We start from the raw sequence: 22,302 nt of genomic DNA on the forward strand, positions 1-22,302 counted from the left end.
TTACTAGCTTTATTGGAATAGTTTTTCAATTTCAGCAACTTGGCGTTTGCCTTGGCTGTTCAATGGAATTTCGTCGACCACTCGGAATTTTCTCGGGATAGCGATCGGTTCTAGCCAATTGCGCAGTGCCTTGCGAAGCTCAAGCCAAAATTTGCCTTTACCAAGTTCATTAAGCACATCGCTGCCTTGATCGTTAAGTACGATGATCGAGACTAACGTGAGGCGACCAGATTCTTCCATTGGGATCACCACGCTTTCTTGAACCCACGGCAATTGCTCTAAACGTTTTTCCACTTCGACAAGGGAAATACGCTTTTCTTCGACTTTGACGATTCGGTCAGTGCGTCCACGCAATTCAAAAGAAATACTATCATGGAAATAGCATTCATCCGCAGTTTGGTACCAAGTGTTTTCATCAATGTGTGGCGAGCGGAGCTTTAAACAATTTTCATGGTTAAGCTCGGCTTCAATACCAGGGAATAACGTCCAGGGAGTACTGGCTTCGTGCTGCTGACGGTAAGCGATGCCGCCGGTTTCTGTGCTGCCAAAAACTTCAATAGGAAGTGACCCAAACAACAACTGGCTGTGCTGCGCGGCTTGGTTTGGCAAGGGACCACCAGAAGAAAATACGCACCGAATCGCAACCGGATTGTGCTCTTCACTGAGTCGTTTTAGTAACGCAGGGCTGCTTACTAGCGTGGTGTCAGCATCAGCGTGATGGACAATTTGCTCTGGGAACTCAAGGTTGTGTGCTGAAAATGGACGTGCGGAGCACAAAGGCCACAATACGCGGAACAGCAAGCCGTAAATGTGTTGATGAGAAACGGTGCTTTCAACGCGTGTGCTGGCAACCGTGTCGCCCCACAGGTTATCTAGAATAGCAACTTCGATATCGAGCTGTTTCAGCGTTTTTGCAATGGCTTTTGGTGTGCCGCTTGAACCCGAAGTAAATAGCGTTACTGGTATTTCTGCCAGGTTTAATTCACGCCAAAAATAAGGTTGTTTGGCCTCTGGCTCGCTAATCACGGTGGTTTCTAGCAATGATTGAGCTTCGATCAAAAGCGAGCTCACGAGTTCTGGAGCCGAGACATCGGCATCATGCAGCAACAAATCGTAGTGCTCACTGAGCTCTTTGAGTGCTTCTGGTTGGTAATTACCAGGTAATACAATGGATTTTCCTGCATAACAACAAGCAAAAAAGCCAACGGCAAACAGGTAGCTGTTGCCAAAACACAACGCAATGTTTTGCGTTGGTTGGGTTTCTAGCTGTTGAGTAAGTGTTGCGACGTGCTGTTGGAAATCACCCCACGTGATAACCGTATCGCGATCGTAAGAGACTGGGGATTGCTCAGACCTCTCCGCGATGAACAAGGTCGCTAGGGAGGTAAAGCTCGAATACGTTGTATTCATACGATTAGTGTTCCTTTCGAACAAATTGACGCACGATCCATTCTCCAGCGAACAAGCCACCAGCAAGTAAGTAGCTGATGAGGCCGTTATAAAGCGTCCATATTTTTACTGGTAGGAAACAGGTATAGAGCGCAACGGCAGCATTGAGCGTAAAAAAACCGCACCAAACCATCGTCACTTTGCGTGTGTAAGCCACGCCACTAGCCGGAAGGTCAGGCTCTTGCAAGCGAGCAAGCCTTTCAATGATTGATTGCGGCTGTTTTAAGCTCAGTCCAAAGACACACAGCATACATACATTGACAACCACAGGGTAAAAGTGAAGCCACCCGTGTTGTTTAAACACCATGCCAAGTGTAATTAGAACAATGCCAACAGCGCCCGTAGCGAGCGCCAAGAATTTAAACTCTTTTAGTGGGGTCTTATTTGCGACGAAAACACGCAAAAGTAACGCAGCAATTAACAAGCCCCCGACTAAGTTCAAGCCAAATTTATCTATACCGAAATAGACGGCGAAGGGGTAGGCAAACAGTACAATTGCAGACAGACCAGTCAGCAATTGGCGCATTAACTTTCCTTCAATAACTCAGTGACGGCGTTAACCACATCGTCAACGGTTCTTACAGCACTAAACTCTGCTGGCTTGATTTTTTTGCCAGTGACATTCTGTAGGTGTACGACCAAATCAACGGCGTCAATGCTATCTAGATCGAGATCTTGGTATAAGTGCGCATCTGACTGAATGTCGGCTGCGTCAATTTCGAACAGCTCAACAAGCGCATCTTTAACTTGTTCAAATACTTGATCTTTATTTACATCAGTCATGAATATACCTACAACTTATTCATTAGTTTGAGAAGAAACGTATTTCGCTAGGTTTGCTACAGAAGCAAAGTGTTCGCGCGTGTTTGAGTCGTCGGCATCAATAACGATGTTGTATTGTTTTTTTATTGCGAGTCCAAGCTCAAGCGCGTCGATAGAATCTAAGCCAAGTCCATCACCAAAAAGTGGTGCATCCGTTTCAATATCATCTACGGTTAAATCTTCAAGGTTTAAAGCATCAATAATAAGTTGCTTAATGTCGTTGTGTAACTGTTCCACTGGGACCTGCTTATTAATAAAAGTTTTCTGGAAAAATGTTTTCAGCTAGGTGCTGTTGTAAGCGTCGCGCCGCTATTGTCGGCGACGTAGTTTGCTTTATAAAGGGGGTAATCTCAACTTTATCCTTAACTTCAACCCTGAAAAAGGGCTTTGTTGCCGGTACTTGATACCATTTTTTCTCTTTTGTGAGGAAACTTGGCGTTACCGTAATATGGACAACTCTTAAATCTCGTTCTGTTCTTACCGCAATTTGTGCTGCACCGCGTTGTAATTTCGGCTCTACACCTGGTGTTGTTCTTGTTCCTTCAGGAAATATAAGCAACACGTTGCCTTTGTTAAATCGTTCATCACAAAGTGCTAATAAATCATCCGGTGCTTCATTGGGAATATATCCGGCTGCTTTTACGATGTGCTTCATAAAAGGATTCGACCATATTGCCGATTTTACTAAACAGTCGCAGCGATTTAATTGTGAAGCAATGAGAACGTAATCGATTAAACTAGGGTGGTTGGCAACAATTAAACAATTACGATCTTGTTGAAGAATATCGGCACCAATAATTTGATAATCGATTGCGCCACTCAACTTCATCAATTTACAAAATGTGTTGAATGAATATCGAATCGCACCTTGAACTTTATATTCGCGTTCCGTTTGGTCTGAAACAAAAATACGAATGGTCGGAATAACAATGAAGCTCAGTACTAAACCACCTAACCCAAATACTGAAAAACAAAAGCCTGTTGCTAGCACACGCCAATACTGATTTAAGCGAGTCATTTTTTGTGCCATTCCCAAGCTTGTTGCGGAGCGAAAATAGTCCACTGGCTTTTATCTAACAAGTATTGTTGCAAAAATACTAAACCTTGAGGAAGAGGATGACCGGAACGTTCTGCGTTTATGGAGCTTTGTATCGCGAAATTGTCTCCATGAGAAAGTATCAAGCCAAGTCCAAACCCTTTGTATTGTTGGTTTTCATATTCTAAATAAGAGTCAGGCATAGGCTCATCAAAATCAACAAGCAGTACTTTTTTGTCAGGATTGTCGGACAAAAACAGCCATGCTTCTAATATTGCGCTTTGGAATGTGTTTTCTGCCGCAGCGATAGAAGTTAGGGGAATGGGTTGTTTAGTTGCGATAGTGGCAAGCCCTGCGGCGGTATTGTGCACCGATTGAGAAAAAGCCATCGGAGACGCCTCTTCTCCATTAATTATATCTTCAACTAGTGCGACGCTGCGATGCAGTTCACCATGACGGCTTGAAAATACAAGGTAATCAACTTGATGTTGATTAAGCATTTCGATTGCAGTTTGTACCGCCAGTTTACTGAGTGGGCTCATTCTTCTGCGCATCATCGCAGGAATATTTGCAACATTGATTTTGCCATCTTCTGGCCATTTTATCTCTGTTGCCCATTGTTTCCATTCATTGGATTCGGATAAACCGAATGAATTCGCTGTCCACGCATCAATATTGAACGAAATGTTGATCTTCGAGTTTGGCATATTGGGTTAAATTGTTTATTTTACAGCTCGATACAAATTGGGGTTGACCCAAATTCACAATAAAAAGGAAATTATCATGTCGCGTTTTAAGCTGTATGTCTCGTTATTATTAACTTTGCTTCTTGTTGGTTGTGGACGAGTACAACCTGTAATGAACGTGGAGGATACTCCAGTTGCTTATGATCTTCAAAATAAACAAGTAAAAATGGCCATAGTGCAATCAGCAACTAACCGAGGCTGGACGATCGAAGAAGTAAGCCCTGGTGTTCTTATTGCAAAAATCCACGTTCGTAAACACTCTGCAGAAGTAAAAATCCCATACAATAATAAATATTACTCAATTATTTATCTCAACTCAGTAAATCTCAAAGCAAGTGATGGCAAAATCCACCGCAATTACAATCGTTGGGTAAACAACTTGAATGTTGATATTCAGCGAGCTATTGCATTGTTGGGCAATCAATCTCAACAATAAAACTATTAATTGCAGTTAGGTTTTTCCGTGTTAAATCAAAATAATGACCCTTTTAATGCTTTTGAAGCGAAGACAGAAGCTCAGAAGTTATCTTTTGCACCAATCGTGTTCCAGACCGCCAAAACGCTTCGAGATTTAGGTATTTTAGCCGCTTTAGACAGCGCTGGCGCTCAAGGCATGAGTGCCACAGATATTGCCGAGAAAACGGGAGTATCAGAATATGGTGTTAAAGTACTGTTGGATATGGCGATTAGTGCGCATATTGTTTTATGGGAACGACCTAACTATTCGCTTGCAAACCTTGGTTTTTACCTTCTTCATGATGGTATGACGAATGCAAACATGGATTTTACGGCAGATGTTTGTTACGCCGCGATGATGCATTTGACGGAAGCAATTCAAGAAGGTAAACCGTCTGGTTTGAAAGAGTTGGGCAATTGGGAGACCATCTATCAAGGTCTATCGACGTTACCAGAACAAGCCAAACAGAGCTGGTTTAAGTTCGATCATTTCTATTCGGATCGCTCGTTCCCACTTCTGCTTAAAGAGGTATTTGCAAGCAAGCCAAAGCATCTTGTGGATATTGGCGGAAATACGGGAAAATGGGCGATTCAGTGTTGTAAACATGACCCTGACGTTCAAGTGACGATTGTTGATTTACCACAGCAATTAGAAGTAGCGATGAAGAATGTTTCAGAAAACCAGTTCGTCGAGCGTGTACGTCCATACCCTGCAAACATGCTGGATAAAGCACAAACATTGCCTGGACACGCTGACGTATGGTGGATGAGCCAGTTCTTGGATTGCTTTTCCCCAATTGAGATCCTCAATATCCTTAAAAAAGTTAAAGCCCAGTTAACGAAGGGAGATACTATTTACGTATTGGAGCTGTTTTGGGATGCTCAAAAATACGCGGGAGCTTCCTATAGCCTTAATGCCACTTCTCTTTATTTTACCTGTTTAGCTAACGGTAATAGTCGCTTTTATCGCAGTGATGATTTCTTAGAAATTGTCGAAGCGGCAGGTTTATCTGTCGTTGAAAGAACCGACAATATTGGCCTTGGTCATACCTTATTAAAACTACAAGCAAACTAAATTCAGAATGAAAACAGAGCTCAAGCAAGTTGTTGTCGTAGGAGCGGGGCCATCAGGTTCAACCGTTTCTGCGTTATTAAAATCGCGTGGCATAGATGTTGTTGTCTTAGAAAAAGCGACTTTTCCACGTTTTTCCATAGGAGAAAGCCTACTCCCTGCATGTATGGAAGTTGTTGAACAAGCAGGAATGACTCATGCAGTAAAGCAGTTTGGTTTCCAGTATAAAGATGGTGCTGCATTTCGTCGTAATGGCGTATACACCCAGTTCGACTTTACAAACAAATACACACCAGGACCGGGCACGACGTTTCAGGTTCAACGTGCCAACTTTGATAAAGTATTGGCAGATAGCGCTGAAGAGCAAGGCGTAGAGATTCGTTATCAGCATGAGCTGCTCAACCTAGTGTTTGAAGGGAAAAAGTCTCGATTAGAAGTGCTCGACTCAAATAAGAAGGCTTATCAAATCGAAGCAGATTTTGTGCTGGATGCAAGTGGCTTTGGGCGTGTTTTACCACGCTTGTTGGAGCTAGAAGAACCTTCTTGTCTTCCGCCTAGAAAAGCGATCTTTACCCATATCGAAGATCATATCTCTCCCCAAGAGCCGGAATACGATCGCAACAAAATTTTAATTTCAGTTCATCCTGAAAATCACGACGTATGGTACTGGCTAATCCCATTCTCTAATGGTACCTGTTCGTTTGGTGTGGTGGGTGAGCCAGAATTTTTCGAAAAATACCCAGAAGATAAGATTGCAGCGTTGCAGCAGTTAGCCAATGAAGAGCCGGGTTTGGCTGCTTTATTGCGAAACGCGAATTACCCGAATCCAGCAGGCGAGTTGGGTGGCTATTCTGCTAACGTCAAACGTTTAGCGACAGAGCACTACGCGTTGCTTGGTAATGCTGGTGAGTTTCTTGATCCTGTATTTTCATCGGGTGTCACTATCGCCATGAAATCGGCAGAGTTTGCAGCGGACTGCTTGGTTCGTCAGCTGAATGGTGAAAAGGTTGATTGGCAAGAAGAGTACTCGCAACGCTTAATGGTGGGAGTGAACACATTCCGCACTTATGTGGAAGGCTGGTACAACGGCACGTTGCAAGATGTGATTTTCTATCAAAACCCGAACCCACGTATTAAACAGATGATTAGTGCGATTTTGGCTGGATATGCTTGGGATACGAATAATCCTTACGTAAAACAAAGTGAGCAGCGTTTGTCGACGCTTGCAGAACTGGTTCGGGAAGCTGAACTGTAAGAATATACATTCGCTTATCCGAGAATCAGTAAGCCTAGGTCTTACCAAAAAAATTGGTAAGACCTTTTTAATGCCTCTTTACTTTTACTTCTAGCGTGTTGGAGACACATTGACCACTTACATCGGCGTGTATCGAATTTGAGAATTTTTATGGTGACACTGATCACATCTAGAATTCCTGTTGCTGATATTTATATTAAATTTGTAGGAAATGGATTACATTCTGGGAGTGTTCCCTACATCCGGCTTCGTTGTGAAAACGGTTTATAAGCAACTGTATAAGTTAGTAAAGTTCCAAAAACTACACCAAAAAAAAGACAAGTTTCTTACCAAATCAATTCGCTTGGTGAGTTCGAGCCATCGACTACGCCAAACGCTTCCTCTACTTTCTAAAATTGTCGAAGAACATGACGCATCAACGGTCTCTTCGATTGCAGATCCCGAGAACGCGGTAGCGTGGGGAGGTAAAGTTTCTCCAGAGTTCAAATCTAAAGTCATCCGTATTAGTAAAGAGCTAAAGATCAATCCTAATCATCTTATGGCGTGCATGGCATTTGAAACTGCTGAAACTTTCAGTCCAAGCATCAAAAATGGTTCCGGAAGCGGGGCTACAGGGTTAATTCAATTTATGCCCTCTACCGCAGAGTCATTAGGAGTGAACACAAAGACTCTTGCGAGAATGAGCGCGCTTGAACAACTTGACTATGTGAAAGCGTACTATTGGCCCTATCGAAATAAAATTAATAGCTTAGAAGATGCTTACATGGCCATTCTCTACCCTGCTGCGATTGGTAAACCGCCGTCTTTCGTTTTGTTCAGACAAGGCTCAATTGCCTATCGACAGAATGCAGGTATCGACCGCCACAAAACGGGGAAAATCACGCTTAATGATGTTTCCTACAAAGTGAGGAAAAAATTAGAAAAAGGTTTGCAGCCCAATTTCATGGGCTAAGATTGTGTCATGTTCCTAGTTTTTCGCGCATGAATCCTTCTGTTACTTCACGGGGATTCTGATACACTACGCGCCCATTTCCTCTGTTGAGACCTTTCTATGCCATTTTCTAAGCTTGGTTTAAGCGCATCGATTGCTGATGCAGTAAAAGCGCTAGGTTATGAAAAACCCACTTCTATCCAACAAAAAGCCATTCCAATCGTATTGCGTGGCCGCAATTTAATTGCAGCAGCGCAAACGGGCACAGGTAAAACGGCCAGTTTTGTTCTGCCAATCTTAGAAAAGCTTAGTCGAGGCGAAACGCAACGTAAAAAACGCGCTCGTGCGATTATCCTAACGCCAACACGCGAACTTGCGCTTCAGGTTCATCAAAGTATTGAAGCTTATGGTAAAAACTTACCATTACGCTCAATGGCGATGTTTGGTGGTGTGGATTATGCACCACAAAAACAAGCCTTGATCGAGGGTGTCGATATTGTGGTAAGCACGCCTGGGCGTTTGATTGATCTGTACGGTCAACGCGCGATTCACTTTGATGAAGTGGAAATGCTAGTGCTTGATGAAGCCGACAAAATGTTGGATATGGGATTCATCGATGCGATCGACAAAATCGTCGACTGTATGCCAGAACATGTGCAAAGTTTGCTGTTCTCAGCGACGTTATCTAACCCTGTTCGTGACTTGGCGAAAAATGCGATTATTGATCCTGAAGAGATCACGATTGCAAAGCACAGTGCCTCAAAATCAAATATTAAACAGTGGATCACGACCGTCGATAAAGACATGAAGTCGTCGCTGTTAAGTCACTTGCTTAAAGAAAATGACTGGTCGCAAGTACTGGTATTTATTGAAACTAAACACGGCGCAGCCAAACTGGTAAGCCAACTTGAGAAACGTGGCATTGTGGCAGAAGCATTCCACAGTGGCCGTAATCAGCGTGTTCGCCAGGAATTAATAGAAAAGTTTAAAGCGGGTGAAATCCAGTACTTAGTCGCAACCGGCGTTGCTGCGCGCGGTATTGATATTGATAATCTGCCAGTTGTCATCAACTACGATTTACCTTACCCAGCGGATGAGTATGTACATCGTATTGGTCGTACAGGTCGTGCTGGCGCGAAAGGTGAGGCGATATCACTGGTTTCAAAAGACGACTTTAAGAACCTCTGCATGATTGAAAGTCGTTTAGGGCACTTGCTAGAGCGAGTGGAAATTGAAGGTTTTGCGCCAAGAAAGCCAGTACCAATTTCAATTTTAAATTACGTGCCTAAGAATAAACGTAAACCGCACGATAAGCGCGAATCAAAATAGCCAGTTTATCCCATGATCTAAAAGCCGCATTCTTGCGGCTTTTTGCGTTTTAAGGCATCCAATTATGTAGCCATCGCGACGGTTTCTATTCGGTAATGAGGAAAAAAGTTAATCAGTGTCATACGCTTAACACGTAAAGTGAATCAAGGTGCGTTAAGCTTTTGTCAATTATCTGTCCGCAGGTTTGCACAAGGTAAGGAATGGGCGCAAACTTTTTTGCTTGCTAATGAATGCATAAGATGGGGCACAAATGAAAACAGGTGATAAGCAATTCGCCGTTATTGGTCTTGGCCGATTTGGTTTGGCAGTGTGTAAAGAGTTACAAGATTCAGGCGCTCAAGTTTTAGCCGTTGACATCAACGAAGACAGAGTTAAAGAAGCCGCCAGTTTTGTTAGTCAGGCGGTTGTGGCTAACTGTACTCACGAAGAGACGGTTGCTGAGCTCAAACTTGATGATTACGACATGGTGATGATTGCCATCGGAGCGGATGTCAATGCCAGTATTCTTGCGACATTGATTGCTAAAGAGGCGGGAGTAAAGTCAGTATGGGTTAAAGCCAACGACCGCTTCCAAGCTCGTGTTCTGCAAAAAATTGGCGCAGACCACATTATCATGCCTGAGCGTGACATGGGAATACGTGTCGCGCGTAAAATGCTCGATAAACGGGTTCTTGAGTTCCACCCATTAGGCAGTGGCTTAGCTATGACGGAGTTTGTGATTGGCTCTCGTTGGATGGGTAAGACACTAAGTGATTTGGCTCTGTGCAAAGTCGATGGCGTGCAAGTGCTAGGGTTTAAACGGGGCCCAGAAATTACCAAGGCACCTGACCTTAATACCACACTAGAAATTGGTGACCTAATTATTGTGGTCGGCCCTCAAGATGCGCTCGCAAATAAATTAAAATCGCTATGACGTATTTTCATCAGAAAGGTGTTTTTTACGCACCAGATGGTAAACAAGAGAAAGCGAAAGGCAACGAACCGCGAATTATATTGCTCAGTTTTCTCGGTGTTTTACTGCCTTCTGCGGTATTGCTAACCTTGCCAGTTTTTTCTGTTACGGGCCTGTCGATAACGGATGCTTTGTTTACCGCAACGTCCGCTATTAGTGTGACAGGGCTTGGTGTTGTCGATACTGGGCAACACTTTACGCTTGCGGGTAAAATCTTGCTGATGTTTTTAATGCAAATCGGTGGGTTGGGGCAGATGACTTTGTCGGCGGTCTTACTCTATATGTTCGGCGTGCGTTTGAGTTTGCGTCAACAAGCGCTGGCGAAAGAAGCATTAGGGCAAGATCGGCAAGTCAATCTACACCGACTAGTAAAGCGGATTGTTGTTTTCGCGCTTGTTGCAGAAACGATCGGGTTTATTTTTCTCTCTATCCGCTGGGTCCCTGAAATGGGCTGGCAGACTGGTATGTTTTACGCCTTGTTTCATGCAATTTCTGCATTTAACAACGCTGGGTTCGCGCTGTTTTCTGACAGTATGATGAGCTTTGTGAATGATCCGTTGGTTATCTTTACACTGGCGGGGCTATTCATTTTTGGCGGGCTTGGTTTTACTGTTGTGGGTGACATCTGGCTAAACTGGCGCAAAGGTTTCCACTTTTGGCATCTTCACACCAAAATCATGCTGATTGCGACACCGATATTGCTCTTAGTCGGAACGATGCTGTTTTGGTTACTTGAACGAAGCAACCCAAACACAATGGCGTCTTTACCTGCAGCAGGGCAATGGTTGGCGGCATTCTTTCAATCTGCGAGTGCTCGAACGGCAGGGTTTAATAGTGTTGACTTGGCGCTGTTTACCCAGCCAGCCTTACTGGTCATGATTGTTCTGATGTTAATTGGAGCGGGTTCCACCTCAACGGGGGGCGGTATTAAAGTTTCCACATTTGCTGTTGCGTTTATGGCTACGTGGACCTTTTTACGCCAAAAGAAACATGTGGTTATGTTTAAGCGAACCATAAATTGGCAAACTGTGACTAAGTCACTGGCAATTATCGTTGTGAGCGGAGCCATCCTGACAAGCGCAATGTTTTTATTGATGCTTACCGAGAAGGCCAGCTTTGATAAAGTTATGTTTGAAACCATTTCCGCATTTGCCACAGTGGGGCTCACCGCCGGTTTGACTGCGGAACTTTCTGAACCTGGTAAATACATTATGATCGTGGTGATGATCATTGGTCGTATTGGGCCGCTCACGCTTGCCTACATGTTGGCACGTCCTGAACCTACCTTGGTCAAATACCCAGAAGACGCCGTTCTTACAGGTTAATATAGCGTTAAACAATGGCCGCGCGACCACTACGAGCATTGATTAATAGCAGTGCTCGTACATTTATAGAATATGTGGAATGTTGCCCAGTTTTACCTATAAATTCGTAGAAGTTCATTTCTTCTTCCTTTCGTTTCGATACTATTCATTCACTCAATTTATATTCTCAGAAGCTACGCTCATAACAGCGTTTTGGAATCCGACGCTTTTGTAGTGTGACACCAAACTACGTCGTGTTATCTGAGCGAATTGATACCAGCCTTCGTCAATAGTCACTCAGTCTTACTCTATGCCCATAGGGTTACTTTGTGTTTGTTGTGCTTGGTATGAATGAACGAATCGAAAAGATGGAGTCGTACTTTGAAATTCAACACACTCGCCATGGCTATGCTAACTGCGCTTCTTGCAGGGAAGAGCATGGCAACTACTCCGCCATCGCCGGTTTGGCATACTATTGCGTTGAGCGATGGTAGCTCCAGTGAGGCAATTCTACGTGGAACGGCAGATTTCCACTGGTTTGAAGATAAGCAGGGCAATGCCTTACTTCAGGAAGACGGCGTTTGGTTTTTCGCGCAGATTCAGCGCGAGTCAGACACGCCAATATTGATCTCGACAGGTGTGGTGAAAACGCAGTCGAGTGAGCCACCTGAGTCGGCGAAGTTTCGCCCGGATTTACAAGTTAAACCGCAATTATCTTCTCTAAAAACCATTGAGCCGATGGCACGAAAAAACCTACTGCGTTCGGCGCAAGGTTACCAGGCGATGAGCAGTTCAACGGTGAAGCAGCAGCCCCTATTGGTTGTGCAAGTTTCGTTTGATGACCAAGCAATGGTGCATGATTTTGAGCAACGCGTATTTAATACCAATGGTCAAAGCGTTGTGGATTACTTTGATAAAAACTCTCAAGGTAAATTCAAAGTTGTTCCTGCACTTGAGAGTTACGGCACCGCCAATGACGGTGTGATAGATGTGACTGTGGCACAAAGCCACCCTAACTGTCACTCTAGTTCGACTGATAAGACATGCACCGCCAAGTTGAATGCGGTTTTCACCGAGGCTTATCAAAAACTGGATCCATACTTTAATCTTTCGGCCTACGACAGCAATCAAAATGGTACCGTAGAACCGTCAGAACTCTCTGTCATGTTTATTTTTGCGGGGGGCGATCGTTCAACAGGGGTTCTCAACCGTCCTGCGATTTGGCCGCACAAATTCTCTCACGATGATGTCACACTAGATGGTAAAAAGATCACAGACTATTGTGTGTTCGCTGACTATCAAGTTGATCATCAAGCGACGTTGGGCGTGATCGTACACGAGCTTGGTCACTTAATGCTTGGCTTACCGGATTTGTACGCAAGGAACAGTGATGCCTCGATTGGCTCTTGGGGCGTGATGGGTGGCGGTTCATGGGCGCAGAAACCGGGAGATTCATACGCTGGCGACACTCCGGTGAACATGAGTGCATGGAGCAAACACGCTGCTGGTTTTGTTGTACCAACGGTAACTCATGAAAGTCCAGCGCCTATTTCTGTGAACAACGACGATGTCAAGCTGGTGTATCTCGACCCGTACTTGAAAGAGTTTGGTCCACGTATTTACTTGGAAAATCGCACCTTTAGCGGTTACGACCGAGCATTGGCGGCTGAAGGTATCCTGGCGACGTCGGTTAATGTCCAGAACCGCTTTAATGATGTTGGCGCGATGCAGGTTCAAATCATGCAGGCTGATGGTCTGAATGAGTTAGAAAATGATGGTAGGAGTGACGCTGACGATTTATATCCTAATGGTGGCGATGTCATTTCAGATACATCGACCCCGGGTCTGAGAGCGATCACAGGGTTTGATACTGGGGTTCGTATTTCCAACATTGCCAGCAACACCAACGGTGGTAGTTTTTCTCTTGAACATACAAACGAACCAAATAAATCAGCATGGCTGAACTCTCTTCACCAAGGTTATGTGTACGCGAGTGGGAGTAACACTCTGGCGGTGTCACTGGACTTGAATAGTGATACAGAGCTTGATGGCCTTCAACTTTACGCGCAAAGAGATAGCGCTCAAAGTGACATGACTTATCGAGTTTGGCGATTCCCATTTTCTGGAAACATTGGCTATCGATTAATATTGAATCAAAACAACGCTGAGCTTTTACAGCAAGGTAACTTCCAAAAGTCATCTCGAATTTTATTCCCCCAATCAAGCCAATTGAGTGCGGGTCAGCACTTATTGGTCGTTGAATTGGAAGGCGGTCAATTTGATGCAAACTTTGACTTCGGCCGCTTGCTAAAAACTGAAAAAGCCTCCCTACCTGTAATGTGGACTGGTGATTACAGTGAGATTGGCACGTTTGGTCTAGAAAAAGCCGGGTTCTCTTATATTCCGTTTGCAGCATTATTAAATGTGGATGCGAGCAACTTGGTTGAAGCGAAATCTGATTCGTTACAAACCAATAAAAATACGCCAATCAAACTGAACCTGATGGACAATGATTTCATGGCGGTAGGGTATCAGTTCAATGTGGACATTGTGCAGAAGCCTGAGCACGGCACCATCTCTGGCAACCAGTACCAACCTGAAGCTAACTTCGTTGGTCTGGACACTTTCCAATATCGTTTGTTGTCGGTTGATGGTGCGTACTCATCTTCAATCGTGAATGTGCAGGTGGAAGTGCTTGGCAGCAACGAAGCGCCAGTGGCCGTGATTGATGTTGATAATAAAGACATGACGGTTGGGCAGCGAGTCACGTTGTCTGCGTTAAATAGTACGGATGCTGATGGCGATGTGTTGAGTTATAAATGGGAGCAGTTGGCTGGCACTTCAGTTTCTCTTGGCAATGCAACCAGTGTTAGCACAAGCTTTACGGTGCCTCAAGGTGCAAAAGCGGGTGAGGTTCTGACATTCCGTTTAACCGTGACTGACCCTAGTAATGAAACGTCCAGTGCTACCGTCGATTTAACCATGAAAAACGCAGCGCCACTTACGCTTGCAGATACGGCGACCGTTGCCGTTGGTGAAAGTATTCTGATTGATGCAGCGAGCAATGATTCGGATGTGAACGGCGATAAACTGGTTGTAGAAAGCGTACAGAACGTAACGGGTGTGGGAAGTGCGAGTGTAGAGAATGGCAAAATCCGTTTTCAAGCACCGGATAGCCCTACTGACGGCATCAAGCTGCAATATACGGTTTCAGATGGTCATGGTGCCACTGCTACGGGGGAAGTTATCGTGACGGTTGTTGCTTCTTTGAAGACAACGACATTCAAGAACTCAGAAGGTAGCGGCAGTGTTTCTTATTGGGCTTTGATGTTACTTGCAACATTAGGCTGGCGACGTCGCGTCTAAAACGGTATTGAATTGCGGTATAAGCCACTCACATTGAGTGGCTTATTTTTTATCTGATCTATTTTGGTTTCGTTCTCATTGTCTTATGAGATGTGTTTCTCATTATTTTTAAAGCGATTTTTCTACTCTGCGGTTACCCTAGGGGCCGATTTTTATGAACTAAGGATGTTATATGTCTACCGAGGCCTTTTCTGTTTCGGAAATATGCCGAGAAGCGGCAGTGATGGTCAGAAGGAATCTACTCGCAATTGTTATTGCTTGTATTCCGTTGATTATCGTGCACTCAATTTTTGCTTTTATGTATCCTGAAATGACGGGGAAAGATCAAGCGAACGTTCAAGAAGGCAATGTCTCAGGATTTTATTTCGTCACAATTATTTTGTACCCACTTGTTGCCGCTATGGCGGCTGTGCGTGTGCATCGAATTTATTTAGCCGGCGATTACATGCACTCTGCGTTGGATGTATTTCGTTTGTCAGCTCGAGAATTCCGTTTCATAGGCTGGTGGATACTGTTTGGACTGATGATGATGCTCGTTATTGGTATCCCGATCTTTGTGTTGTCGTTTATCTACATTGCAGAAAGTGGTGAAGCCGACTTTGTTGCTATGGCTATTATCACAACGATTGCAAGCATTCCCGGCTATTGGGTAATGGCGCGATGGTCATTTGTGTTGCCAGCGACTGCAATGGATCATCAGCCTCGCAGTTTGCGTCGTTCGTGGAACCAGAGCAGAGCATACAACAAACAAGTATTCATTTTGATGGGACTAATTCCATTGGGTGCGGGCTTGCTCAGTCAGCTGATCTTTAGCCACTTTACGAATCTCTTTATGTTGAGCCTCGTCGGTGTGGCCTATGGTATTTTTGGCGCGTACCAGCTGGCATTGTTATCATTGAGCTATAAAACGGTAGTGGATATCGAACGCGCTCGTTTTGATACGCCATCACAGTCACCAAAAACGGGTGAAGAATTTTCCGCTTAACCCTTTGATCGTTTTTACATGCTACCTCCGTTTAGGAGACGGTCTGCGGCAGGTTGATACCTTCCTGCCGCCTTCGCGTTATTCACGCAAAATACCCATGCCCATTTCATGGCTGAATGACAGGGACATTCACACGTATACTCACAACAGTACTTCTTTTTATTAAGGAACCCTACATGTCCATTTGGCAACGGGTCAATTTCACCCATCGCTTTAGTCAATTACCGTCAGCGTTCTATACGTTGGTCGAGCCACAACCCTTGGACAACACTCGCTGGGTCGCTTGGAATGGTGAGTTTGCACAGCAGTTTGGTTTACCAGAAGAGCAAAACGATGAGTTATTGGCGGTTTTTTCTGGGCTAAGTGAATTCGAACAATTTCGTCCTCTTGCGATGAAATATGCAGGCCATCAGTTTGGCGTTTACAACCCAGATTTGGGCGATGGACGTGGATTACTGTTGGCAGAAATTGAGCATCAGGATGGTACTTGGTTTGATCTTCACCTCAAAGGTGCAGGGCTAACGCCTTACTCGCGAATGGGAGATGGGCGAGCGGTATTACGCTCAACTATCCGTGAGTACTTGTGCAGTGAAGCCATGGCGGGCCTTGGGGTTCCCACGACACGTGCTCTCGGTATGATGGTCAGTGATACACCTGTTTATCGAGAAAAAACGGAATCGGGCGCTTTGTTACTTCGAATGGCTGAAACCCATGTTCGATTCGGTCACTTTGAGCATTTCTTTTACACCAACCAGTTAGCAGAGCAGAAGCTGTTGGCGGATAAGGTGATTGAGTGGCACTTTGCTGACTGTGCATCGGCGGAGAAACCATATGCCGCGATGTTTGACGCCATCGTGACTAAAACAGCCGAGATGATCGCATATTGGCAAGCTTTTGGTTTTGCGCATGGTGTGATGAATACCGATAACATGTCAATTCTTGGGCAAACTTTTGATTATGGTCCGTTTGGCTTTCTTGATGATTATGAGCCGGGATACATTTGTAATCATTCAGACTACCAGGGTCGTTACGCATTTGATCAACAGCCTAGAATTGCGCTTTGGAACCTGTCAGCACTGGCGCATGCGCTATCGCCACTCGTTGAACGAGAAGATTTAGAATCGTCGTTGAGTCAATTTGAAGTTCATTTAAGCCAGCTGTTCAGCCGCCTCATGCGTGAGAAGTTGGGCTTAAAAACTAAGATAGCGGAAGACGGGCGTTTGTTTGAAGCTATGTTTGAGCTTCTTCACCAGAACAAAACGGACTACACTCGCTTCTTCAGAACACTTTCAAACCTTGATAATGCGCCTTCCCAAGCCGTAATCGATTTATTTCTCGACCGAGAAGCAGCGCGAGCTTGGCTTGATCTGTATTTAGCTCGGTGTGAGCTAGAGGTTGATGAACTAGGGGGCCTGATTTCAACCGAACAGCGTTGCAAACAGATGCGTCAAGCCAATCCCAAATACATCTTGCGTAACTACTTGGCTCAGTTGGCGATTGATAAAGCGGAAGAAGGGGACTTTAGCGAATTACACCGATTGGCCGAACTGTTAAAACGCCCATTTGATGAGCAACCCGAGTTTGATGATTACGCGAAATTGCCACCGGAATGGGGGAAGAAAATGGAGATAAGCTGTTCTTCATAAATGGGTCATTTCCCACCCATTTGTATCTTTTTCTTGGGTGGAATTCACTCGTTACACTTCTGATTCATGTTAATGGGCTTTGTTAATTTATTGAAATGCATATAAATTTTAACATGGTCCATTAATTGCTCTTTGTTGAACATCCGTACCCATCGCCTAACACCTAGTTACTCATGGACGGGATGGGATGTGATTCAACAAGGAGAATAATAATGTTTAAGCCTCTAACTCTACTATCTGTCTCTGCACTTGCTGTTACCAGTCTTAATGCTGCCGCAAATTGTGACCCGGGTGAAACGGTCATCAAGTTTAGCCATGTAACGAACGCGGACAAACACCCTAAAGGCATCGCGGCTTCGTTACTTGAAAAGCGCGTCAACGAAGAGATGAACGGTAAAGTCTGTATGCAGGTGTTTCCTAACTCAACACTTTATGATGATGACAAAGTGTTGGAAGCGCTACTGAATGGTGATGTTCAACTCGCTGCTCCTTCTCTTTCTAAGTTTGAGAAATTCACCAAGAAGTACCGCCTTTTCGATCTTCCTTTCTTGTTCGATGATGTCGACGCGGTTGACCGTTTCCAAAACTCGGAAGCGGGTGAAAAGCTGAAAAATTCAATGAAACGTCGTGGCCTACAAGGCATTGCGTTTTGGCATAACGGCATGAAGCAAATGTCAGCCAACAAGCCGCTCATTTCTCCAACTGATGCTGAAGGACTTAAGTTCCGTGTTCAAGCCTCTGATGTACTCGTTGCTCAGTTTGAGCAGCTAGGTGCTAACCCACAAAAAATGTCGTTCAAAGAAGTTTACGGCGGCTTGCAAACTAAGGTTATTGATGGTCAAGAAAATACTTGGTCAAACATTTACGGCAAAAAATTCTTCGAAGTTCAAGATGGCATTACGGAAACGAACCACGGAATTCTGGATTACTTAGTTGTGACGTCAAACGACTTCTGGAAAAACCTACCAGATGATCAGCGCGAGCAGTTAAATACCATTATTCAAGAGGTAACTGCGCAGCGTAATGCTGAGTCAACCAAAGTAAACCTTGCGAATAAGAACAATATCATCGAAGCCGGTGGTGTGGTTCGTACTCTAACGCCAGAACAGCGCCAAGAGTGGGTCACTGCACTTCAACCAGTATGGAAGAAGTTCGAAAAAGACATTGGTTCTGACCTAATCGAAGCCGCTTTGGCGTCTAACCAAAAATAATAACAGCTAGCACATTTAGCCCTCTCAAACTGAGGGGGCTCTTTCCCCCTACAGACGACGTGATGTAATTATGGAACAGACTTTTTTTGTCAAGGCTGGACGAATCACCGATGCCATTGAAGAGACTTTGATTGCTTTCTTCTTGGGTGCCATGACCTTGCTGACCTTTGCCAATGTCATCTTTCGTTATGTCTTTAACGACAATATTCTTTGGGCGCTTGAGCTCACCGTTTTCATGTTCGCATGGATGGTGTTGGTTGGCGCATCTTATGGTGTGAAAAAACACTTTCATATTGGTGTCGATGTCATTATTAACATCGTTCCGGAAGGTAAACGAAAAGCCCTGGCGCTTTTTGCAGCAATGTGTTGCTTAGCCTTCTCTATTTTGCTGTTAATTGGCGCTTGGAACTACTGGTATCCGTTCGCTACCGACCGAGCGTGGTATGAAACGGACGATATTCCGATGCCTGAAATACTCCAGTTCATGGCCGACTGGTTAAATGAGGGAGAGCGTTATGAAAAGCTGCCACGTTTTATTCCTTACTTCGCTTTGCCACTTGGAATGGCGCTACTAACGTTTAGATTTGTTCAAGTCACGTGGCAAATCGCTACTGGTAAGCTCGATCGCTTGATTGCAGGACATGAAGCGGAGGAAGAGCTCGAATCTCTTAAAGCTGAGATGAGTGACGCTGAAGACGTAATGGCTCCAAAGGCCTCGCAAGACGCTAAAAACAAGGAGCAATAAGCCATGGATATCTTATTTCTATTTTTGATGGTAATTGGCTTTATGCTGGTTGGCGTGCCAATTGCTATTTCGCTGGGCCTTTCCAGTGTTCTTTTCCTTTTAATGCATTCGGATGCCTCTTTAGCGTCAGTTGCTCAAACGCTGTTTAATGCATTCGCGGGCCACTACACGCTATTGGCTATTCCATTCTTTATATTGGCTTCAAGCTTTATGTCGACGGGTGGCGTAGCAAAGCGGATCATTCGTTTCGCCATTGCCATTGTAGGCTGGTTCCGCGGCGGTTTGGCGATGGCTTCGGTTGTAGCGTGTATGATGTTTGCCGCGTTGTCAGGTTCCTCACCTGCAACGGTTGTTGCCATAGGTAGTATTGTTATCGCAGGTATGATCAAAAACGGTTACTCAAAAGAGTTTGCCTCTGGGGTAATTTGTAACGCAGGTACGCTAGGGATTTTGATCCCACCTTCGATTGTGATGGTGGTGTATGCAGCCGCAACGGATGTGTCAGTTGGACGTATGTTCCTTGGTGGTGTGATTCCCGGTTTGCTGGCGGGTGTCATGTTGATGATCGCGATTTACATTGCCGCGAGAATCAAGAACCTTCCAAAGCAACCTTTTGTCGGTTGGAAAGAAACTTTTGATGCCGCCAAGGATGCAAGCTGGGGCTTGTTGTTGGTCGTCATCATTCTTGGTGGTATCTATGGCGGTATCTTTACGCCGACAGAAGCCGCTGCGGTTGCTGCTGTGTACTCATTCTTTATTGCTAACTTTGTATACAAAGACATGGGGCCATTTGCAGACAAGAAAAACACTAAACCTGCGCTCGTTAAAATCTTCCAAACCTTTGTTCATAAAGACACGAAACACACCCTGTATGAAGCGGGCAAACTCACCATCATGCTGCTGTTCATCATTGCTAATGCCTTAATTTTGAAGCATGTTTTAACGGAAGAACGCATCCCGCAAATGATCACCGAGTCGATGCTCTCGGCTGGTCTCGGACCAATCACTTTTTTGATTGTGGTGAACGTCTTGTTGCTGATTGGTGGTCAGTTCATGGAGCCATCAGGCTTGTTGATCATTGTTGCGCCGCTCGTGTTCCCAATTGCGATTGCATTAGGTATAGACCCAATTCATTTGGGCATAATGATGGTGGTGAATATGGAGATAGGAATGATAACGCCGCCCGTGGGTCTTAACTTATTTGTGACCGCTGGTGTTGCCAAAATGTCGATGATGAACGTAGTGAAGGCAGCATTACCCTGGGTTGGAGTGATGTTCTTGTTCCTAATTATCGTCACATATGTACCATGGGTTTCGACTTGGTTGCCTACTACCTTGATGGGGCCGGAGATCATTACCAAGTAATGGAAGCCAGAAAGTAGAAAGAGGTGTGAGAATTCACACCTCTTCGTCTATTGACTTGTAACAAGTTTTGCGCGGGTCTGAATTAATTCGACGTTCATAGTGTCGCCACCTCTTTTTATTTTTACGACGCTCTTCACCGAATCTTCTCTCTTCTTGATAGCAACCGTCTACGAGCACGGTATCTGTAACAATCGGTATTCTCACTTTTTCGTTCATATCTATAACAACCATGATAAACCCGTTGTTAAAAATTATGATTCAAGTTGAATATAATGCCAGCTATTTGAACGTGTTTTATTTGTAAAGGTCTTTATTTATTTGGTAGCGCTGCATCTTGTCGTAAAGGGTTTTTCTTGGCACATTCAATTGGCACATTGTCTGTTTAATACTACCGTTGTTTTCTAATAAAGCGCCTTCAATGGCTGCTCTCTCAAACTCCGCCACTTGCTCTGCAAGGCTTGAGGAAGACTTAGCGACTGGGTTTGATTCTCCCAACTGAATTAACTTACCCAATAGCACAAAACGCTCTGCAGCATTTCTGAGTTCTCGAACATTGCCAGGCCAGTCATGGCTCATCAGTTGCGCTAGATCTTGGGGTGACAAGCTAGGTGAGCTTTTGCCATAACGTGAAGCTGCTACCAACAGAAAGTGGTGAAAGAGGGCTGGAATGTCTTCTTTTCGTTCGCGTAGTGGCGGGAGATCCAAGGTCACGACATTGAGCCGATAATAGAGATCCTGACGGAAAGTACCTTCTTCAGCTGCGTGTTTTAAATCGACCTTTGTTGCGGCAATCACTCGAATATCTAAAGGCAATAATTCATTTGAACCGACACGCTCAATCACGCGCTCTTGTAATACCCTCAATAAACGAATTTGGGCTTGGATAGGCATCGACTCGATCTCATCCAAGAAAAGTGTGCCGCCTTGTGCAAACTCAAATTTACCGATACGACGGCTTTCGGCGCCAGTGAATGCGCCTTTTTCATGGCCGTAGAGTTCACTCTCAATTAAGTTCTCTGGAACCGCTCCACAATTTACGGCGACAAAGTTTTGGTTCCGGCGAGAGCTTTGCTCATGTAAAGAACGAGCGATTAACTCTTTCCCTGTACCGGTTTCACCAAACAATAAAATATCGGCGTCGGTATCGGCAATTTGGGTGATGGTCTCTCGTAATATTTGGATGCTAGAGGTTTCACCAATAACTCGTGGGCCAAGGGTTTTACTGGCTTTAAGTGACAGGCGCAGTTTTTCATTTTCATTGGTTAGTTTGCGCTTCTCAATCGCCCGCTTAACCGTTTCAACCAAATGCTCTGGCGCAAAAGGTTTCTCAATAAAGTCGTAAGCGCCTTGATGAAGGGCTTGCACTGCCATGGAAATATCACCGTGTCCAGTGATCATGATGACGGGTAAGTTTGCATCGCGTTGAGTCAAAGTTGTTAGCATATCCATACCAGAAATGCCCGGTAAACAGATATCAGTGACCACGACGCCAGCTTCTTCTCCTTGCTGCATCGCTATTAAAGCCGATTCTGCATCCACAAAAAACTTGGCGTCGATATCCGCAAGTTCAAAGGTCTGTTCTATAGCGAGTCTGAGATCGGCCTCATCATCAATAAAAAACACCTGACACAT

General features: G+C 44.6%; 21 protein-coding genes. 13 read left to right on the forward strand and 8 right to left on the reverse strand.

Annotated elements, in window-relative coordinates:
- Positions 1–9 precede the first annotated feature (9 nt).
- Genes R8O11_RS09875 through R8O11_RS09900 form a run of 6 tightly spaced genes read right to left on the reverse strand, consistent with a single transcriptional unit; the run spans position 10 to position 4,014 of the window.
- Positions 10–1,410, reverse strand: a complete 1,401-nt coding sequence (locus R8O11_RS09875) for an AMP-binding protein (RefSeq protein WP_042523999.1) — start codon at positions 1,408–1,410, stop codon at positions 10–12.
- A gap of 4 nt (positions 1,411–1,414) precedes the next feature.
- Positions 1,415–1,975, reverse strand: coding sequence for a hypothetical protein (locus R8O11_RS09880; protein WP_139059979.1), 561 nt, complete (start codon positions 1,973–1,975; stop codon positions 1,415–1,417).
- Complete coding sequence (locus tag R8O11_RS09885; RefSeq protein WP_005382279.1) at positions 1,975–2,232, reverse strand: acyl carrier protein; 258 nt, start codon at positions 2,230–2,232, stop codon at positions 1,975–1,977. Before R8O11_RS09885 ends, R8O11_RS09880 begins: the two co-directional genes overlap by 1 nt.
- Positions 2,233–2,247: 15 nt before the next feature.
- Positions 2,248–2,508: a phosphopantetheine-binding protein gene (locus tag R8O11_RS09890; protein ID WP_005382278.1), complete on the reverse strand. Its 261-nt coding sequence runs from the start codon at positions 2,506–2,508 to the stop codon at positions 2,248–2,250.
- Between the two features lie 13 nt (positions 2,509–2,521).
- Positions 2,522–3,289, reverse strand: coding sequence for a lysophospholipid acyltransferase family protein (locus R8O11_RS09895; RefSeq protein WP_005388305.1), 768 nt, complete (start codon positions 3,287–3,289; stop codon positions 2,522–2,524).
- On the reverse strand, positions 3,286–4,014 hold the full coding sequence (locus R8O11_RS09900) for a beta-ketoacyl synthase chain length factor (protein ID WP_213896173.1): 729 nt from the start codon (positions 4,012–4,014) through the stop codon (positions 3,286–3,288). Before R8O11_RS09900 ends, R8O11_RS09895 begins: the two co-directional genes overlap by 4 nt.
- A 76-nt stretch (positions 4,015–4,090) precedes the next feature.
- Between R8O11_RS09900 and R8O11_RS09905 the strand changes: the two genes are divergently transcribed.
- From R8O11_RS09905 to R8O11_RS09965, 13 genes are all read left to right on the forward strand, one after another.
- Positions 4,091–4,489, forward strand: coding sequence for a hypothetical protein (locus R8O11_RS09905; protein ID WP_005382272.1), 399 nt, complete (start codon positions 4,091–4,093; stop codon positions 4,487–4,489).
- A 27-nt stretch (positions 4,490–4,516) separates the two neighbouring features.
- Positions 4,517–5,584 (forward strand): class I SAM-dependent methyltransferase, encoded by a 1,068-nt coding sequence (locus R8O11_RS09910; protein WP_005388297.1) that lies wholly within the window; start codon positions 4,517–4,519, stop codon positions 5,582–5,584.
- A 7-nt stretch (positions 5,585–5,591) separates the two neighbouring features.
- The gene (locus tag R8O11_RS09915; RefSeq protein WP_064376288.1) at positions 5,592–6,836 is read left to right on the forward strand and encodes an NAD(P)/FAD-dependent oxidoreductase; all 1,245 of its coding nucleotides are present in this window, start codon (positions 5,592–5,594) and stop codon (positions 6,834–6,836) included.
- Between the two features lie 211 nt (positions 6,837–7,047).
- On the forward strand, positions 7,048–7,788 hold the full coding sequence (locus R8O11_RS09920) for a transglycosylase SLT domain-containing protein (RefSeq protein WP_080960101.1): 741 nt from the start codon (positions 7,048–7,050) through the stop codon (positions 7,786–7,788).
- A gap of 99 nt (positions 7,789–7,887) precedes the next feature.
- A complete protein-coding gene (locus R8O11_RS09925) occupies positions 7,888–9,096 on the forward strand; it encodes a DEAD/DEAH box helicase (protein ID WP_005382264.1) in 1,209 nt (402 codons plus the stop codon).
- 250 nt (positions 9,097–9,346) lie between these two features.
- Positions 9,347–10,009 carry a potassium channel family protein gene (locus R8O11_RS09930; protein ID WP_005388291.1) on the forward strand — a complete coding sequence of 221 codons (663 nt, stop codon included), beginning with the start codon at positions 9,347–9,349 and terminating at the stop codon, positions 10,007–10,009.
- On the forward strand, positions 10,006–11,373 hold the full coding sequence (locus tag R8O11_RS09935) for a TrkH family potassium uptake protein (RefSeq protein WP_171343114.1): 1,368 nt from the start codon (positions 10,006–10,008) through the stop codon (positions 11,371–11,373). Before R8O11_RS09930 ends, R8O11_RS09935 begins: the two co-directional genes overlap by 4 nt.
- 360 nt (positions 11,374–11,733) lie before the next feature.
- Positions 11,734–14,718, forward strand: a complete 2,985-nt coding sequence (locus R8O11_RS09940) for a M6 family metalloprotease domain-containing protein (RefSeq protein WP_182016607.1) — start codon at positions 11,734–11,736, stop codon at positions 14,716–14,718.
- A 172-nt stretch (positions 14,719–14,890) separates the two neighbouring features.
- Positions 14,891–15,703: a sugar transporter gene (locus R8O11_RS09945; protein WP_171343112.1), complete on the forward strand. Its 813-nt coding sequence runs from the start codon at positions 14,891–14,893 to the stop codon at positions 15,701–15,703.
- A gap of 176 nt (positions 15,704–15,879) precedes the next feature.
- Positions 15,880–17,349 carry a protein adenylyltransferase SelO gene (locus R8O11_RS09950; RefSeq protein WP_262630303.1) on the forward strand — a complete coding sequence of 490 codons (1,470 nt, stop codon included), beginning with the start codon at positions 15,880–15,882 and terminating at the stop codon, positions 17,347–17,349.
- Positions 17,350–17,561: 212 nt separating this feature from the next.
- Positions 17,562–18,560 (forward strand): TRAP transporter substrate-binding protein, encoded by a 999-nt coding sequence (locus tag R8O11_RS09955; RefSeq protein WP_318194105.1) that lies wholly within the window; start codon positions 17,562–17,564, stop codon positions 18,558–18,560.
- A 70-nt stretch (positions 18,561–18,630) separates the two neighbouring features.
- Positions 18,631–19,305: a TRAP transporter small permease gene (locus R8O11_RS09960; RefSeq protein ID WP_213915666.1), complete on the forward strand. Its 675-nt coding sequence runs from the start codon at positions 18,631–18,633 to the stop codon at positions 19,303–19,305.
- Positions 19,306–19,308: 3 nt separating this feature from the next.
- The gene (locus R8O11_RS09965) at positions 19,309–20,670 is read left to right on the forward strand and encodes a TRAP transporter large permease (protein WP_005382255.1); all 1,362 of its coding nucleotides are present in this window, start codon (positions 19,309–19,311) and stop codon (positions 20,668–20,670) included.
- A gap of 33 nt (positions 20,671–20,703) precedes the next feature.
- Here the strand turns inward: R8O11_RS09965 and R8O11_RS09970 are convergent, their stop codons facing one another.
- Both R8O11_RS09970 and R8O11_RS09975 read right to left on the reverse strand, forming a co-directional pair.
- Positions 20,704–20,886 carry a hypothetical protein gene (locus R8O11_RS09970; protein ID WP_021034161.1) on the reverse strand — a complete coding sequence of 61 codons (183 nt, stop codon included), beginning with the start codon at positions 20,884–20,886 and terminating at the stop codon, positions 20,704–20,706.
- Between the two features lie 78 nt (positions 20,887–20,964).
- Positions 20,965–22,302 (reverse strand): sigma-54-dependent transcriptional regulator, encoded by a 1,338-nt coding sequence (locus R8O11_RS09975; protein ID WP_017819922.1) that lies wholly within the window; start codon positions 22,300–22,302, stop codon positions 20,965–20,967.

This window comes from Vibrio sp. 1288 (assembly GCF_033344475.1).

Bases quoted from the DNA above. Each gene is read 5' to 3' on its own strand.
- R8O11_RS09880 (WP_139059979.1), bottom strand. From the start codon at position 1,975: ATGCGCCAATTGCTGACTGGTCTGTCTGCAATTGTACTGTTTGCCTAC.
- R8O11_RS09885 (WP_005382279.1), bottom strand. From the start codon at position 2,232: ATGACTGATGTAAATAAAGATCAAGTATTTGAACAAGTTAAAGATGCG.
- R8O11_RS09965 (WP_005382255.1), top strand. From the start codon at position 19,309: ATGGATATCTTATTTCTATTTTTGATGGTAATTGGCTTTATGCTGGTT.
- R8O11_RS09930 (WP_005388291.1), top strand. From the start codon at position 9,347: ATGAAAACAGGTGATAAGCAATTCGCCGTTATTGGTCTTGGCCGATTT.
- R8O11_RS09925 (WP_005382264.1), top strand. From the start codon at position 7,888: ATGCCATTTTCTAAGCTTGGTTTAAGCGCATCGATTGCTGATGCAGTA.
- R8O11_RS09935 (WP_171343114.1), top strand. From the start codon at position 10,006: ATGACGTATTTTCATCAGAAAGGTGTTTTTTACGCACCAGATGGTAAA.
- R8O11_RS09905 (WP_005382272.1), top strand. From the start codon at position 4,091: ATGTCGCGTTTTAAGCTGTATGTCTCGTTATTATTAACTTTGCTTCTT.
- R8O11_RS09915 (WP_064376288.1), top strand. From the start codon at position 5,592: ATGAAAACAGAGCTCAAGCAAGTTGTTGTCGTAGGAGCGGGGCCATCA.
- R8O11_RS09920 (WP_080960101.1), top strand. From the start codon at position 7,048: ATGGATTACATTCTGGGAGTGTTCCCTACATCCGGCTTCGTTGTGAAA.
- R8O11_RS09900 (WP_213896173.1), bottom strand. From the start codon at position 4,014: ATGCCAAACTCGAAGATCAACATTTCGTTCAATATTGATGCGTGGACA.
- R8O11_RS09895 (WP_005388305.1), bottom strand. From the start codon at position 3,289: ATGACTCGCTTAAATCAGTATTGGCGTGTGCTAGCAACAGGCTTTTGT.
- R8O11_RS09960 (WP_213915666.1), top strand. From the start codon at position 18,631: ATGGAACAGACTTTTTTTGTCAAGGCTGGACGAATCACCGATGCCATT.
- R8O11_RS09970 (WP_021034161.1), bottom strand. From the start codon at position 20,886: ATGAACGAAAAAGTGAGAATACCGATTGTTACAGATACCGTGCTCGTA.
- R8O11_RS09955 (WP_318194105.1), top strand. From the start codon at position 17,562: ATGTTTAAGCCTCTAACTCTACTATCTGTCTCTGCACTTGCTGTTACC.
- R8O11_RS09945 (WP_171343112.1), top strand. From the start codon at position 14,891: ATGTCTACCGAGGCCTTTTCTGTTTCGGAAATATGCCGAGAAGCGGCA.
- R8O11_RS09975 (WP_017819922.1), bottom strand. From the start codon at position 22,302: ATGTGTCAGGTGTTTTTTATTGATGATGAGGCCGATCTCAGACTCGCT.
- R8O11_RS09950 (WP_262630303.1), top strand. From the start codon at position 15,880: ATGTCCATTTGGCAACGGGTCAATTTCACCCATCGCTTTAGTCAATTA.
- R8O11_RS09875 (WP_042523999.1), bottom strand. From the start codon at position 1,410: ATGAATACAACGTATTCGAGCTTTACCTCCCTAGCGACCTTGTTCATC.